Source organism: Streptomyces sp. NTD91, from assembly GCF_059510455.1.
Genome location: NZ_JCAJZW010000082.1, coordinates 1 through 14837 on the forward strand (window position 1 = coordinate 1; position 14837 = coordinate 14837).

General features: G+C 67.4%; 12 protein-coding genes. 10 read left to right on the forward strand and 2 right to left on the reverse strand.

What is annotated here, in order from left to right; translation table 11 throughout:
* The 5 genes from AC5WRT_RS37915 to AC5WRT_RS37935 all read left to right on the forward strand — a co-directional run.
* Positions 1–359 (forward strand): hypothetical protein (locus AC5WRT_RS37915; protein WP_496101055.1); only part of this gene is annotated, 359 nt, incomplete at its 5' end.
* A gap of 17 nt (positions 360–376) precedes the next feature.
* A complete protein-coding gene (locus AC5WRT_RS37920) occupies positions 377–580 on the forward strand; it encodes a hypothetical protein (RefSeq protein ID WP_496098681.1) in 204 nt (67 codons plus the stop codon).
* 70 nt (positions 581–650) lie between these two features.
* A protein-coding gene (locus AC5WRT_RS37925) for an IS3 family transposase (RefSeq protein WP_496098690.1) occupies positions 651–1903 on the forward strand; the annotation gives its coding sequence in 2 pieces (ribosomal slippage) (positions 651–933 and positions 933–1903; 1254 coding nt in all).
* A gap of 282 nt (positions 1904–2185) precedes the next feature.
* A complete protein-coding gene (locus tag AC5WRT_RS37930) occupies positions 2186–2416 on the forward strand; it encodes a hypothetical protein (RefSeq protein ID WP_496098682.1) in 231 nt (76 codons plus the stop codon).
* Between the two features lie 43 nt (positions 2417–2459).
* Complete coding sequence (locus tag AC5WRT_RS37935; RefSeq protein ID WP_496098683.1) at positions 2460–3191, forward strand: hypothetical protein; 732 nt, start codon at positions 2460–2462, stop codon at positions 3189–3191.
* Positions 3192–3359: 168 nt separating this feature from the next.
* On the opposite strand, the gene AC5WRT_RS37940 is transcribed toward AC5WRT_RS37935, so the two are convergent.
* Together AC5WRT_RS37940 and AC5WRT_RS37945 are read right to left on the reverse strand one after the other, a co-directional pair.
* Positions 3360–7127, reverse strand: a complete 3768-nt coding sequence (locus tag AC5WRT_RS37940) for a discoidin domain-containing protein (RefSeq protein WP_496101056.1) — start codon at positions 7125–7127, stop codon at positions 3360–3362.
* A gap of 396 nt (positions 7128–7523) precedes the next feature.
* Positions 7524–8537 carry a LacI family DNA-binding transcriptional regulator gene (locus AC5WRT_RS37945; protein ID WP_496101057.1) on the reverse strand — a complete coding sequence of 338 codons (1014 nt, stop codon included), beginning with the start codon at positions 8535–8537 and terminating at the stop codon, positions 7524–7526.
* Between the two features lie 297 nt (positions 8538–8834).
* Between AC5WRT_RS37945 and AC5WRT_RS37950 the strand changes: the two genes are divergently transcribed.
* From AC5WRT_RS37950 to AC5WRT_RS37970, 5 genes are all read left to right on the forward strand, one after another.
* The gene (locus tag AC5WRT_RS37950; protein WP_496098685.1) at positions 8835–9893 is read left to right on the forward strand and encodes a LacI family DNA-binding transcriptional regulator; all 1059 of its coding nucleotides are present in this window, start codon (positions 8835–8837) and stop codon (positions 9891–9893) included.
* Between the two features lie 95 nt (positions 9894–9988).
* Entirely contained in the window at positions 9989–11401 is a 1413-nt protein-coding gene (locus tag AC5WRT_RS37955) for an ABC transporter substrate-binding protein (protein ID WP_496098686.1), read from the forward strand.
* A gap of 7 nt (positions 11402–11408) precedes the next feature.
* The gene (locus AC5WRT_RS37960) at positions 11409–12404 is read left to right on the forward strand and encodes a carbohydrate ABC transporter permease (RefSeq protein ID WP_496098687.1); all 996 of its coding nucleotides are present in this window, start codon (positions 11409–11411) and stop codon (positions 12402–12404) included.
* Positions 12401–13267 (forward strand): carbohydrate ABC transporter permease, encoded by an 867-nt coding sequence (locus tag AC5WRT_RS37965; protein WP_496098688.1) that lies wholly within the window; start codon positions 12401–12403, stop codon positions 13265–13267. The genes AC5WRT_RS37960 and AC5WRT_RS37965 overlap by 4 nt, the downstream gene beginning before the upstream one ends.
* Positions 13268–13314: 47 nt before the next feature.
* Positions 13315–14805 (forward strand): glycoside hydrolase family 32 protein, encoded by a 1491-nt coding sequence (locus tag AC5WRT_RS37970; protein ID WP_496098689.1) that lies wholly within the window; start codon positions 13315–13317, stop codon positions 14803–14805.
* The last annotated feature ends 32 nt before the right edge of the window (positions 14806–14837 follow it).

The window sequence follows — 14837 nt, forward strand, 5'->3', positions numbered from 1 at the left end:
AACGGGTGGACGGTCAGGAAAGGCAGATAAGCATGGCCACGCCCGCCTACGACGACGGCACGATCCGCTGCGACGAGCAGGGGATCGCTATCCTCCGCTACTACCCATGGGGGGCAAAGACGATCCGTTATGCCTCGATCAGGGGCGTGGAGAGGCTTGCCCTGACCGGCGCGAACAAGGTGCGCAGGTGGCGCATCTGGGGCTCGGGGGACTTCGTCCACTGGTGGAACTTCGACCCCAACCGGCCGAAGAAGGGTGTGGCACTCGTGCTCGACGTCGGCCACCGGGTCCGACCCACGATCACACCGGACGATGCGGCCGCCGTCGCCCGCATCATCGCAGAGCAGAGGCCTGAGTAATGGGGGCGTACGTCACCATGCTGATTCCCCTGGCCCTTCTCCTCGCGACGGTGTTCTGGGTCTACCAAGACGCCGCGCTCCGCGCCAGACGGGGAACGCCTGTGTACTTCTCGGCGGGCTCGATCGAAGTGAGCAAGCCTGCCGCGTGGGCTCTCGGCTGCCTGTGCTTGTGGATCATCTTCATGCCGCTCTACCTCACGTGCCGCCGACAAGCCGACTGACAAGCAGCGTGACCGCCAAGTGAATCACCCCGGTTCGAATAGAGACTCGATTTCATGAAAGGATCGAGTCCTGGCACGACCTTCCCGTTACCCGCTTGAGCTCCGCCGCCGTGCGGTGCGCATGGTCGCCGAGGTGCGCGATGACTACCCGAACGAGACGGCCGCCTTGCAAGCGGTGGCGGAGAAGCTCGGCATCGGCTCCCGCGAGACGCTGCGGAACTGGGTGAAGCAGTACGAGATCGATGCGGGGACGCGGCCGGGGACGACGACGGGGGAGTCTGCCCAGCTCAAGGCGCTGAAGAAGGAGAACGCTGAACTCAAGCGGGCCAACGAGATCCTCAAGGCCGCGGCGAGTTTCTTCGCGGCCGAGCTCGACCGGCCACACACACGCTCGTAGCGTTCATCGACGAGCACCGTGACCGCTTCGGCGGTGTCGAGCCGATCTGCAGGGCGCTCACCGAGTACGACTGCAAGGTCGCCCCTTCCCCCTACTACGCCCACAAGAAGCGACTGGCCGCCCCGTCCGCACGATCGGTGCGGGACGCTCAGCTCAAGGAACTGATCAGCCAGGTCCACACCGCCAACTACCGTGTCTGCGGGGCGAGAAAGGTCTGGCGTGAGCTGAACCGGCAGGGACGCGTCGTGGCCCGGTGCACCCTCGAACGCCTGATGCGTGAGATGGGCATCCAGGGGGCGGTCCGCGGCAAGCGTGTGATCACCACGCTTCCCGGCGGGCAGGTCGAGCGAGCTCCCGACCGTCTCGACCGCGACTTCGTCGCCGCCGCCCCCGACCGCTGCTGGGTGGCAGACTTCACCCATGTGAAGACCTGGTCGGCGACCGTCTACGTCGCGTTCGTCGTGGACACCTTCTCCCGCCGGATCGTCGGCTGGTCGGCGGCCACCGTCAAGGAGACCGTCTTCGTCCTGGACGCCCTGGAGATGGCGATCTGGCAACGCGACCGCGAGCAACGTCCCATCCGACCGGGCGAGTTGATCCATCACTCGGATGCCGGGTCGCAGTACACGTCGTTCAGGCTCGCCGAGCATCTGGACGCCGCCGGCATAGCCGCGTCCATCGGCTCGGTCCGCGACGCCTACGACAACGCCCTGATGGAATCGGCGATCGGCCTGCATAAAACCGAGTTGATCAAACCCCAGCAGCCCTGGAAGACGCTTTCCCAGGTCGAGCTGGCCACCGCCGAATGCGTCGACTGGTACAACCACCGCCGACTCCACGGTGAGATAGGCCACATCCCGCCCGTCGAGTACGAAGCCAACTACTACACGGAACTCACGAAACCCCAGGTCACAACCACAATCTGAGATCTCTACCGAACCCGGGGCGGTTCAATCGGATACAAGGCGGCCTACCCTGCCGAGACGATCGAGGCCCACCGGGCGTTCATCGCCCGCCGACGGGCCTCCCGCCCTGGCGAGGAATACTGGATCCCGACAGAGGAGGAGTGGGACTCATTCCTCGCCCACTTCGAGAAGCGGAAGGTATCCATCGGCACCTGCGCACGCGCCTTCGGATCCCCCTGCATCCATGAGCACGCTTGTGTCAGATGCTCGCTCCTCCGGCCTGATCCAGCCCAACGGCCACGGTTGACCGACATCCGCGACAACCTGATCGCCCGGATCGTTGAGGCGGAGCGGGAAGGATGGCTGGGCGAAGTCGAGGGCCTCCAGGTCAGCCTCGCCGGCGCGCAGGGCAAGCTGGACCAGCTCGATGCCGAAGCAGCCCGCCGATCCTCCGCCGTCGACCTCGGCATGCCGGCCTTCGCCGACATCGCCAACCACACCACCACTACATTGACGGACCAGCACCGTCCCTGAAATCCATGGTCGCCACGAAGCTGAACTGCCTACGCCCCAACCCATGCGAACCGTCTTCGTGTTTCACACAGGTGAGCGAGCCGACGCCGTCGCCTCGCTCGATCGGCATCTGCCCGAGCAGCGCGATCCGTGGACTCTGGACGGCAACCTCTACATCGACATCGACGATGAGCAGACCGGCTACCTCTTTTCCGACTGGGATCCCGAGGATGTGGCGATCCTCGAAGCGGCCATCGGACATCACCCCCCTTGGGCGGTGCAGATCGACATCTCCGGGCGGATCGACGGCACCGCAGAGGTTCACCAGATGATCGCGCTGCTGCTTGAGCATGGAGGCGTGGCAACGGACGACTACACCCCCCCACCCTTGGACCCTGCCGGAAATCCTGTCTGGAGCAGTGATCGACGCTCTGCGCTTCTTCGACTTTCGCGGCTACCACGAACTCAATCGCGAACACGGGCGCTCCTGACTCGATCACCTCACCAGCGCAAGTTCAGAGAAGCCTGCGTCCGCTGCTCGATGCTCCGTCCCGAACCCGAGCAACGCGGCCGTCTGGTCGAGATCCGCGACAACCTCCTCGCCCGCCTCACCGAGGCCGAACGCGAAGGCCGGCTGGGCGAGATGGAAGGACCCGAAGTCAGCCTCGCCGGAGCCCAGGACAAAGTCCCCCAGCTCGATGCCGAACAAGCACGCCACAGCACTGCCGTGGACCTCGGCATCCCGACCTTCCACGACATTGCTGGCCGTCACGGCAACTCGTCCTTGCAGCTATGAGGCCCCGCCACCCGGCATGTACGGCATCACCACCGCGAGCAGCAACAGCCTACGAGCGCACCTGCTGCCCCGTATGCGCGGGGACGCCCAGGGCAGAACGTTTGCGACCCGTTCCCCGGGCCCGGGTCGGCCGAAGCCGAGCCGGGCCCGAGACGACGATGCACGTGATCAGGTGTATGCGTTGAACTCCGCGATCGACCACCAGTTGCCGGCGCTGCCGGTGTTGACCACCTTGACGTAGCGCGCCGTCTGCGTCGCGAACGAGGCCACCTCGACCGGCTGGCCCGACGCTATGGAGGCCACCTTGGTCCAGTCACTTCCATCGGACGACACGTACACGTCCGCGCTCCGGGCGTAGTCGTTCACGCTGCTGCCCGAATCCAGCTCGACCGTGCTGAACTTCTCGGCTTGCCCCATGTCCACTTCCACCCACTGGCCGGAGGCCTGCCCGGCTCCGGAGGTGTAGCGGGTGTCGATGTCGCCGTCGAGCATGTGCGGAAGCACGTCGTTGGGCCATGGACTCGTGTTCGATGCGGTCGCGGTCCAGTCGCTCCTCGACAGCTGAGTGCCGGAGACAGGGCCCGCGTAGACGTTGAACTCCCCGATGGACCACCAGTTGCCGGCGCTGCCGGTATTGACCACCTTGACGTAGCGCGCCGTCTGGGTCGCGAACGACACCGCCTCGACCGGCCAGGCTGAGGCGATGGAGGCGACCTTCGTCCAGTCGTTTCCGTCGGACGAGACGAACACATCGGCGCTTCGCGCGTAGTCGTTCACGCTGCTGCCCGCGTCCAGAACGACCGTGTCGAAGTTCTGGGCTTTGCCCATGTCCACCTCCACCCACTGGCCGGAGGCCTGCCCGGCTCCCGAGGTGTAGCGGGTGGTGAGGTCGCCGTCGAGCATGTGCGGAAGCACGTCGTTGGGCCAGGGGCTCGTATTCGATGCCGTAGCGGTCCAGCCTGCCCTCGACAGCGGGATGCCGTAGACGGGGGTCGCGGATCCGCCCTCGTGCACGGTGAACTCGGCGATCGACCACCAGTTGCCGGCGCTACCGGTGTCGACCACCTTGATGTAGCGCGCCGTCTGCGTCGCGAAGGTCACCGCCTCGATCTGCTGGCCGTCGGCGGTGATGGCGGCGACCTTTTTCCAGTCGGTCCCGTCGGAGGACACGTAGACGTCCGCGCCTCGCGCATAGTCACCGGTGCTGCTGCCCGAGTCCAGGGCGATGGTGTCGAAGGTCTGCGCCTTCCCCATGTCCACTTCGACCCACTGGCCGGATTCCTGCCCGGCTCCGGAGCTATAGCGGGTGTCGGTGTCACCGTCGATCATGTTGTCGAGCACGTCGGTGGCGTATGGGCTCACCTTTGACGCCTTCGCGGTCCAGCCGGTCTTGGAGAGCGGGGTGCCCAGGCCGTTGACGGTGAAGGTGGAGACGCCCGCGGACTGCCCGCCGGCGCCGTTCACCGACACCTTGTAAGTCCCCGACGCGAGTCCGTCCGGAACGTAGGCGCTGATGCTGGTGTCGGACCAGCTGGCGATGTCGGCGTGGGTCCCTCCGAAGTACACGGTGCCCAGGCCCTGGGTCGCACCGAAGTGGGAGCCGGTGATCGTGAACTCGGAGCCCGGAATGCCGGTGGTGGGCGTCATGCTGCCGAAGTCGGGGGTCGCGTAGCTCGACAGGCTCTGGGTCGTGAACATCGCCGATGTCCCGCCGGGCAGCGTGTAGGTGTAGGGGGATGTGCCGTCGGGGGATGCCGGGAAGCTCTGGCCGCGCCCGGTTCCGTTGTAGACGACGGAGACGTTCGTTCCGTCCGGTGTGGTCCAGTTCTGCAGCTGAAGTCCGTTCGGCACCGCGGTCAGGGCTCCGATCGAGCCGGTTTCGCCGGGGGTGCCGTACACCTTGATCTCACCGATGGACCAGTGGAAGAAGAACGACGGTGCGGTGCTGACGATGCGGATGTACCGCGCCTTCTGCGGTGGCAGGGTGATGGTCGTCTTGCCCAGAGTGCCGTTGCCGTTAGCGACCGCGCTGCCCCAGTGCTCGCCGTCGTCCGATACATACACCTGGTACTGGAAGACGGAGTCGAAGGCGTTCTTCGCCGTGTTGTCGAGCGTGATCTGGTCGAAGCTCGTCGGGCTGCCGAGGTCGACCTGGAACCAGTCGCCGCTCTTCATCTTGATCGCCGTACGCCATCGTGTGTCGAGGACGCCGTCGATGGCGGCAGTTGCCGGGTCACCCGACTGGCTCGATGAGGAAGTGACCTTCCATCCGCTGCGGCTGAGCGCCGTTCCCGGGGTCTTGATGGACGCTCCGACCGGCAGGGAGTACGTGGTCAGCTTGGAGTCGGTGGTGACGGAGTTCTGGATGGGCAGCAGTTGCGGGTCGTAGGTGAGCATCTGGCGACCGGTCGCCGACTTGAAGGTGAAGTCGTGCGTGGGGTCCGCGACGTCGCCGGCCGCGGGGGTGCTGCCGTGCTGCGCGGGTCCCGAGTAGGTGAAGGTGGCGGCGTTGCCCGCGTTCAGCGTGTAGTTGAACGACTGGGTTCCGTCCGCGACGCTGATGGTCTTCGCGGCCTTCGAGTCGTTGTAGGCGACGAGGACCTTCGATCCATCGGGGTTCTGGAAGGCGACGTCGTTGACGCTGCCGGCTCCGAAGGTGTTCGAGTAAATGCGGTGGGCTCCGGGCTTGACGAACTTGGTGACCTGGGCGAGTGCGTAGTAGTCCGGGTTGTAGGTGACGTCGCCGCTTGCCGGGTCAATGGTCACCAGGCCGCGGCATTCACCGATGCCGTTGGTGTCGCTGTTGAGCGGCCCCATGGCGGGGTCGAGGGCGATGTTCCACAGCATCGTGCCGTTCGCGTAGTTGCGTGTGGTGTCGATCATCCAGGTGTCGAGAGCGTCGTGGAAGGCCACCTGCTTGTCGGCCTGCCACACGCCGCCAGTGGCTTCCGTGAGGTACAGCTGCTTGCTCGGATAGTCGTTGTGGATCAGCGTCTGGTAGATCGGGCTGCCGCTGTAGATGTGGAACCCGGCCCCCACGGCGTACTTGGCGGTCGTGGGATCGTCGTAGATCGACTCGGGGTACGAGGGCACGTCCCAGTTGTGGTCCCACGCGAGGATCTTCGTAGAGAGGTCCTTGTCCGCGAACGCCTTGCCCATCTCCTGGACCAGTTTGGTCTCCTGACTGGGAGTCAGGTAGGTCCCGGGCCAGGTGGGAGCGTTCAGCGGTTCGTTCTGCGGTGTGACGTAGGAGATCGGCACCCCGGCCTTGCCGTAGGCCTGGATGTACTTGACGAAGTAGTTGGCGAGCGCCGTGTAGTCCGTGTCGAGGAGGGTTCCGCCGATCATGGATCCGGAGGTCTTCATCCAGCCCGGGGGGCTCCAGGGGGTCGATGTGACCTTGATGCCCGGGTTCAGGGCGAGGGCCTGTTTCAACTCCGGGATGATGTAGGCGGCGTCGTGCTTGACGGAGAAGTTCTTCAGCGTCGGATCGGTGTGGCCCGCCGGCATGTCGTCGTAGGAGTAGTTCCCGGTCGCCGTGAAGTCCGTGGCGCCCATGGGTGAGCGGACCATGCTGAGGCCGATGCCCGCGGAGGGGCTGAAGAGCTTCTGCATCAGGGCGTTGCGGCCGCTCGTCGGCAGTTTGTCGACGAGGTATGCCGAGGAGTCGGTGAGCGCCGCTCCGAAGCCGATGATCTTCTGATACTTGACGGTGTCGTCGACCTTGATCGTGAGGGGGTTGGTCGTCTGCTGCGTCTGGAACGCCACGGCTTTCTGCTTGGCGACCCACTGGTCGGATCCGACGTCCGTGAGCCAGACCTGCACGGAGCTGCCGTCCACCGGCGTTGCTGCCTGTGCCGGTGGGAAGGCGGATCCGGCTGCGAGGCCCACACTCAATGCGGTGAGCCGTAGCAGCATGCGTCTGATTCTTCGCATGCTCATCCTCCGAAGGAGCTTGTGTGCGGGAGTTGTTGTGCCGACGCGGACGCATTCACTCGGGGCAGTCGACGACGGATGACGGTTCATCCGAGGGACTGACAGAGATCGCGCGGCTCGATGCGGTGTCGACCCTGATCGGCGCGCCACAACGACGGCGCGAGGCAACGACATCGCGGCACAACGACGTTCCGGTCTCGACACGCGCTCCTGGCGGCTGACCCGGCGGCGGCAGTCACCGTCGCCCCGCTCCGTGGCGTTTCTCCAACCCGCCGAGACCTCAGGTACTAATTCGGGTTAGCGAGCAAACCGTAGGCTCGGCATGATCCCGCGTCAAGAGGATGATGTCGGGAATGTGTCCGTGAATCCGGGGGCGCCGCAGCAGGGTGGCCCAGCTCAGGGTCCCGTGCGTGTGCGGTGCGCCGGGGCCGCCGTGGAGTCGCGCAGGACGAGCGGGCAGTGCACCAGGGTGCGGCCCGTCGGGGCGGCATTCCGGCCGTCGGCCAGCTGCTCCGCCGCCTGCCGTCCCATCGCGTCGTAAGGCAGTCGTACGGTGCTCAGGGCCGGGCGGATCTCCGCCGCGAGCTGGAACTGGTCGTCGTAGCCCATCACCGACATATCCTCGGGCACCCGGACGCCCGCCTCCAGCAGAGCCAGCAGCGCGCCGACGGCCATCCGGTCGTTTCCGCACATGACGGCGGTCGGGAGGGGACCGCGCCGCAACAGCGTCCGCACCAGGTCATGGCCGGAGTCCGCGTGGTAGTTGCCGGAGAGCACGGTCTGCTCGCGCGGGTCGAGCCCGGCGCCGCGCAGCGCCTCGCGAAAGCCGCGCAGCCGGGCTTTGGTGGCCCATTGGCCGGGGTTGCCCGTGAGGTAGGCGATCTCGCGGTGGCCGAGGTCGAGCAGGGCCTGGGTGGCCTCCCGTCCGCCGCGTTCCTCGTCGGGCACGATCGCCGGGACGGGGTCGTGCGGCGCGAAGCAGTTCAGCAGGACGGTCGGAACGCGGGTCGTGGCGTCCGGGAGGGTCACCGGTCTGGTGCCGACCGCGGCGAAGATCAGGGCGTCGACCTGCCGGTCCAGGAGGTCGGTGATCAGCTGTTGCGCCTGGCGGTTCGAACCGCCGGTGTTGACCAGGAGCAGCAGGTTGCCCTGGCGGGTGCACGCCTCGTGCGCGCCCTTGATCGCGGCGGCGGCGAACTCGCCGAAGTCGGCGTCGTGGCTGACGAAGCCGACGGTCGCGCTGCGTCCGTGTCGCAGCCCTTGGGCGGTGCGGTTCGGGCGGTAGCCGAGTGCGGCGACCGCCTGCAGGACTCGTTGCCGGGTCTCCTCGCTGATGGTCTGCCCGGACGTCTGGTTGAGGACGAAGGAGACCGTGGCGGGTGAGACGCCGGCGAGACGTGCGACGTCCACCCGTCGCGCTCGACTCGCGTGTGGTGGTTGGCCAGGTGCAGGGGCTGACACGCCGTAAGGCTAACCCCCGCATGGCGAAAGGCTTGGTCCCGCTCCGGGCCGCCCCGGCTCTTCGTCGCTCTTCACCGGACGGAGGCACTCGTCGCTCGCCGCCACTCGCGGACATCCCGGGGCCACGAGTCCGTAACGAGCCATTGACAGGAGCTGTGGCCGAAGGCACTCTCGTCTCCACACGGATGGCAAAACGATTGGCCAGCCGGAATCCACCAGTTTGAGCACCGGACTTGGGCAGGGACGATGGCGCGCCGAATCGGGATCAAGGACGTGGCCGCGGCGGCGGGTGTGTCCGTCACGACCGTGTCGCACATTCTGAACGGCGTACAGGGCAAGCGGGCCAGCGCAGAGACCCGGCAGCGCGTCCTGCGGATCGCCGATGAGCTCGGGTACGCGCCGAACGGCCTGGCCCGGGGACTGCGGATGCAGCGGTCGCAGACCATCGGGTTCATCAGCGACGAGATCGCCACCACCCCCCACGCGGCCCGCATGGTTCTCGGCGCCCAGGAGGCGGCAGCGGCTCACGGCGTGCTGCTGCTCCTGGTCAACACGGGCGGCGACGCCGAACTCGAGCGACGCAGCATCGAGATGCTGCTCCAGCGGCAGGTCGACGGTGTGCTGTACGCGGCCATGTTCCACCGGGTCGTGAGCCTGCCGGAGAGTCTGCTCGGAACGCCCACGGTTCTGCTGGACGCGCGCTGTGAGGACTCCGCGATCCCGTCCGTGGTGCCCGACGAGGTGCGGGGCGGCTACACCGCGGTGCGCGAGCTGATCGACCACGGGCACCGCCGGATCGGCATGGTCGTGCCGACCGAGGACATCCCCGCGCTGGGCCTGCGCATCGAGGGCTACCGCAAGGCGCTGACCGACGCCGGGATCTCCTACGATCCTTCCCTGGTCGTCGCCGAGCCGACGGTGCCCACCGAGACCACCGCCGGTCACGCGGCCGCCGGCTACCGGGCGGCACGGCGCCTGCTCGAGGCGGAGGAGCGGCCGACGGCGTTGTTCTGCTTCAACGACCGGATCTCCGCGGGCGCCTACCGGGCCGCCGCGGAACTCGGCCTGTCGGTCCCCGGCGACCTGTCGGTCATCGGGTTCGACAACCAGGAGCTGATCTGCGAGGCGCTCCACCCCGCGCTGAGCACGGTCCAGCTGCCGCACTACGAGATGGGGGCACGGGCGGTCGCCCAGTTGCTCGCACTCACCGAAACGCCGGGTCCGCCACCGCGCCCGGTCTCGCAGGAAATGCTGTCTTGCCCGCTGGTGGCGCGGGCATCGGTCGCTTCGCCGCCCCGACTCTGACCCCGGGACGGCGAAGCAGTCGCACTACGACAGGCGACCGTTACGACCGGTCGTCATCCCTGTCCGTACTTGGTACACACAGTGAGGGTACACGCATGTCCTCTGGCCTTTTCAAGGAGCCGCTGAGCCGTCGCGGCCTGCTGAGAGCCGGCGCCGCCACCGCCGCGCTGGCAGGCGTGGGCGGACTGGCCTCCGCCTGCTCCTCCGGCTCCTCCTCGTCCGGTTCCTCCGGTTCGAAGGTGCTGAACGTCGCCGTCTTCGCCGCCCAGACGCAAGCCGACACGATGGCCAAGGCCGCCAAGACCTTCGAAGCCGCACACCCCGGTGTGAAGGTGAAGTTCACCGGCACCACGGGCACCGACTGGAACGACTTCTTCAGCAAGCTGCTCACCCAGATCGCGGCCGGCAACGCGCCGGACATCGCGGCGGTGGCCACCGAGGGCCTGCAGCTGTTCGCGGCCAAGGGCCTGGCCCAGCCGCTGGACGACTATGTCAAGCGCGACGCGGCCGCGCTCAAGCCCTACTTCGCCGACGTCCACCCGGCGCTGGTCGAGGCGATGATGTACCAGGGGCATCTGTACGAACTGCCCACCGACTTCAACGCCGGGAACATGTTCTACAGCACCTCCCTGTTCAGCAGCGTCGGTGTGGACCGCCCCGCCGACAACTGGACCAAGGACGACTTCTACAACATCGCCAAGAAGATCTCCGCCAAGGGCGGCAACACGGTCGGCTACGACTGGGTCGTACGGCTGTGGGGCAGCTGGACGTCCTGGATGTACGCCAACGGCGGCAACCTGCTCACCGAGAGCAAGTGGGAGGGCGGCGACTGGCTGTGGAACACCTTCTACCCGAACAACCCCCTCGCGGCCGGCCGCAAGGGCGGCTGGCGCTGGGGCGACCCCACCGCCAACTCCACCCCGGTCGTCGAGGCCCTCGACTACATGGTCCAGCTACACAAGGAGGGCCTCTCCCCCAGCCCTGACGTCGGCGGCGGCACCACCCTGCAGGGCCTGTTCGCCAGTAACAAGATCGGCATGTCCGTCGGCGGCGGCTTCTGGGCGGGCGGCCTGCACAACGCCGGCATGCAGACGGGCTCCTTCGACGTGCAGTACTTCCCCAAATGGAAGAGCCAACGCCACCTGTTCGGCACCGGCGGCTACGGCATCATGAAGTCGTCCAAGAACAAGGACCTGGCCTGGGAGCTCCTGAAGACCCTGGTGTCCCCCCAGAGCCTGGATCTGCTGTTCCCGGGCAATGTCACCACCTTCCCGCGCAAGTCGATGTCGACGGCCGCCCGGTACGCGACCACCGGCCCGAAGCACTGGAACGTCTTCTACGACACCCTCGACCTCGACAACACCGCTCCGATCCCGGCGCCGCCGTACTACAACGCCATGGCCATCGCGCTGAACAAGCGCACCACCCAGGCCATGTCCAGCGGCAACGCCAAGGCGGCCCTCGACGGCCTGCAGAGCGACCTCGAGACCGCAGCGAAGACGGGATGACGCGCTGATGTCGCAGCCAGTCCAGAGCCGTAGCCGCGCGTCCGCCCCGGCGGGCGCGCGGCCCGGCCGCCCCCCACAGCCTCAAGCGGATCGAACGGCGACGCTCCGGCGCCGCGCCCAGGCCCGCCAGGCCCGCCGCGAAGCCCTGTTCGGATACGGCATGGTGGCGCTGTCGCTGGTGGTGGTGTTCGTCTTCACCGTGGCGCCGATCGTCGGGTCGTTCGTCCTCGCGCTGTTCAAGTGGGACGCCATCACCAGCCCCCAGTTCGTCGGCCTGCAGAACTTCGACACCCTGCTGCACGACAAGGCGGTCACCCACTCCCTGCTGGTGACCTCCAGCCTCGCCGTGATGATCGTCTTCCTGCAGGTCGCCCTCGGTCTGGGCCTTGCCCTGCTGGTGGCCCAGCGCGCCTCGAAGATCGTGCAGAACCTGTTCCGTGCGGCGTTCTTCATGCCGATGCTGGCCTCGGCGGCATCGATCTCGATCGTGATGTCGTACATCTTCGACGACCACTTCGGAGTGATCAACTACTACCTGGGGGCCCTCCACCTGCCCACGGTCCCCTGGCTGAGTTCGACCACGGGAGCCACGGCCACCATCGTGCTGGTCGCCGTGTGGCAGCAGCTCGGCTTCACGTTCATCCTGTTCGTCGCCGCCCTCGGCTCCGTACCGCCGGACGTCCTGGAGGCCGCGCAGATCGACGGCGCGTCGTCCGCCCGCGTGTTCTGGAGGATCAAGCTGCCCCTGATCAGCCCCACGGTGCTGTTCGCCTGCACCGTCGGCCTGATCAACACCATGCAACTGTTCGACCAGCCCTACGTGATGACCAAGGGTGGTCCGGGCGACGCGACCTACACCACCGTCCTGCTCGTCTACCAGACGGCCTTCCAGAACCTCCAGTTCGGCTATGCCTCCGCCGTCTCCGTACTGCTCTTCGTCGCCCTGCTGGTCATCACGGCCGTGCAGTTCACGGTGAGCCGGAAGTGGGTGTTCTACTCATGACCGCCGTCCTCGACCGGCCCGCCGCAGCTACGCCCCGACCCCGGCGCCTGCGGATCACCTCGCTGCTGTCGGTCGCCGTCCTGACCGTGGCGGCCGTACTGATCGTCGCCCCGCTCGTGTGGGCCCTGTCCACCTCGCTGCGCACCCCGGCCACGAGCTTCGACCAGCCCCCGCACTGGATCCCCACCCATCCGGTCTGGTCGAACTACCAGGCCGTCTTCGAGAAGGTCCCGCTGGGAACCTTCTTCCTCAACAGCACCCTGGTCACCGGGCTCATCGTGGTCGGTCAGCTGATCACCTCGACCATGAGCGGCTATGCCTTCGCCATGGTGCGCTTCCGCGGCAACAAGGCACTGTTCGCCGTCATCCTGGCCACCATGATGGTCCCCATCCAGACGACCATCATCCCGGTCTTCCTGATCATCAAGTGCCTGGGCCTGACCGACACCAGCATGGCGCTTGTGCTGCCCGCCGTCGGCGGTGCGTTCGGCACGTTCCTGATGCGCCAGTACTTCCTGCAGATGCCCCGCGAACTCGGCGAGGCGGCACGGGTGGACGGCGCCTCGCACTTCCAGGTCTTCGCCCGCATTTACGCCCCCATGGCCCGCGCCCCGATGGCCACGCTGGCGGTGCTGACGTTCTCCGCCTACTGGAACGAGTTCTTCCGGCCGCTGATCTTCCTGCAGTCCACCGACAAGTTCACCCTGCCCCTGGGCCTGGTGAGCCTGCAGGGAACGCTCGGCACCGGCAGCATCTCCATCGTGCTCGCCGGAGTGGTCATCGCCCTGATCCCCAGCGTGCTCATCTTCATCACCGCCCAGCGGTACTTCGTCGAGGGGATCGTGGCCGGCTCCTTCCGCTGACCGCCGCCCCTCCCCGCACGCTCTCCAACTCCTCGAAAGGCACGCGTGTGTCCACCGCGCCCTTGGACCGCCCTGACCCGCACCGGCCCGTCGCGCACCTGCGCCCGCCCCGCAACTGGATCAACGACCCCAACGGTCTGGCCTTCCACGACGGCCACTACCACGTCTGCTACCAGTACAACCCGCAGGGAACCCGCCACGAGAACATGCACTGGGGCCACTTCCGCAGCCCCGACCTGCTCAGCTGGAAGCCCCTGCCCCTCGCCCTCTCCCCCACCACGGGCGGCGAGGACGCCGACGGCTGCTTCTCCGGCAACGCCGTCTCCGACGGCGACCGGCTGATCGCCTTCTACTCGGCCCTGCGCCAAGACCGCTGGTACCAGCCGGTCACCACCGCCACTTCCCGCGACGGCGGCCGCACCTTCCACCCCCGCGGCGACCTGCTCATCCCCGAACCGCCCGAGGGCTGCACCATGTACCGCGACCCGTACGTCTGGCGGGACGGTACCCGCTGGCGGATGCTGATCGGCGCCGCACTCGCAGACGGCCGAGGAGCCGCCCTACTCTACGAATCGCCCGACCTGGAGACATGGACCTACCAGGGCCCCTTCTGCGCCGGCGCACCGCAGCCCCTCGGCTCCGGTGACCAGTACACAGGCGAGGGCTGGGAGTGCCCCCAGTACCTCCCGGCAGCCGACGGCTCCGGGCGGGGTGCACTCATCTACAGCGCGTGGGACGCCCACGACGGTCCCCGTTGTTCCGTGGCCCTGGTAGGCCACGAGACCGGCGATACGTTCGACGCCGGGGCGCCGATCCTCCTCGACCACGGCCCGGACTGCTACGCGCCCGCGCTGCTGCGTGCACCGGGCTGCAGATGGCTGCTGTGGGGATGGTCCTGGGAAGCCCGCGACAAGGACTGGGCCGCCCAGGACGGCTGGGCCGGAACGCTCACCCTTCCCCGGGAGATCTCCCTCAGCCAAGACGGCTCGCTGCACCAGCAACCCGCCGCCGAACTGCTGGCTCTGCGCGGCCGCCACACCGTCCACGCGCAGGGACGGGTCACCGGGACCGATCCGGTGGAGCTGGGCGAAGTCGGCCACAGCTTCGACCTCACGGCGCGCCTGGCGGCATTCGGTAGGGCAGGTCTGCGCCTGATCACCTCCGCCGACGGATCGGAGTACCTCGACATCAGCCTCGATCCCGCCACAGGCGACCTGGTCGTCGACCGTGACCGGGCCTCCCGGGACTCCCGCGCCCGTGGCGGTTCCTACCGGATGCCGTGCCCCGCCGGCCAGCCGGTCGACCTGCGGGTGGTCGTCGACCACTCCATCGCCGAGATCTTCCTGACCCCCACCGGCCAGGTACTCACCCTGCGCTTCTACCCGACCGGGACGGACTCCTGGCGGCTGCAGGCCCGCAGCGTGCCCGGGGCGAACCTCGGCTACGTCGTCGACGCATGGGAACTGCTGCCCCTCGTCGTCGAGGACGTCAAGGTCCCGAGCGGCGACATGGAAGCGTTGGAAAGGCGCTCCGCATGACGGCGGTCATCATCGGAGAGGCCCCGGTCGAC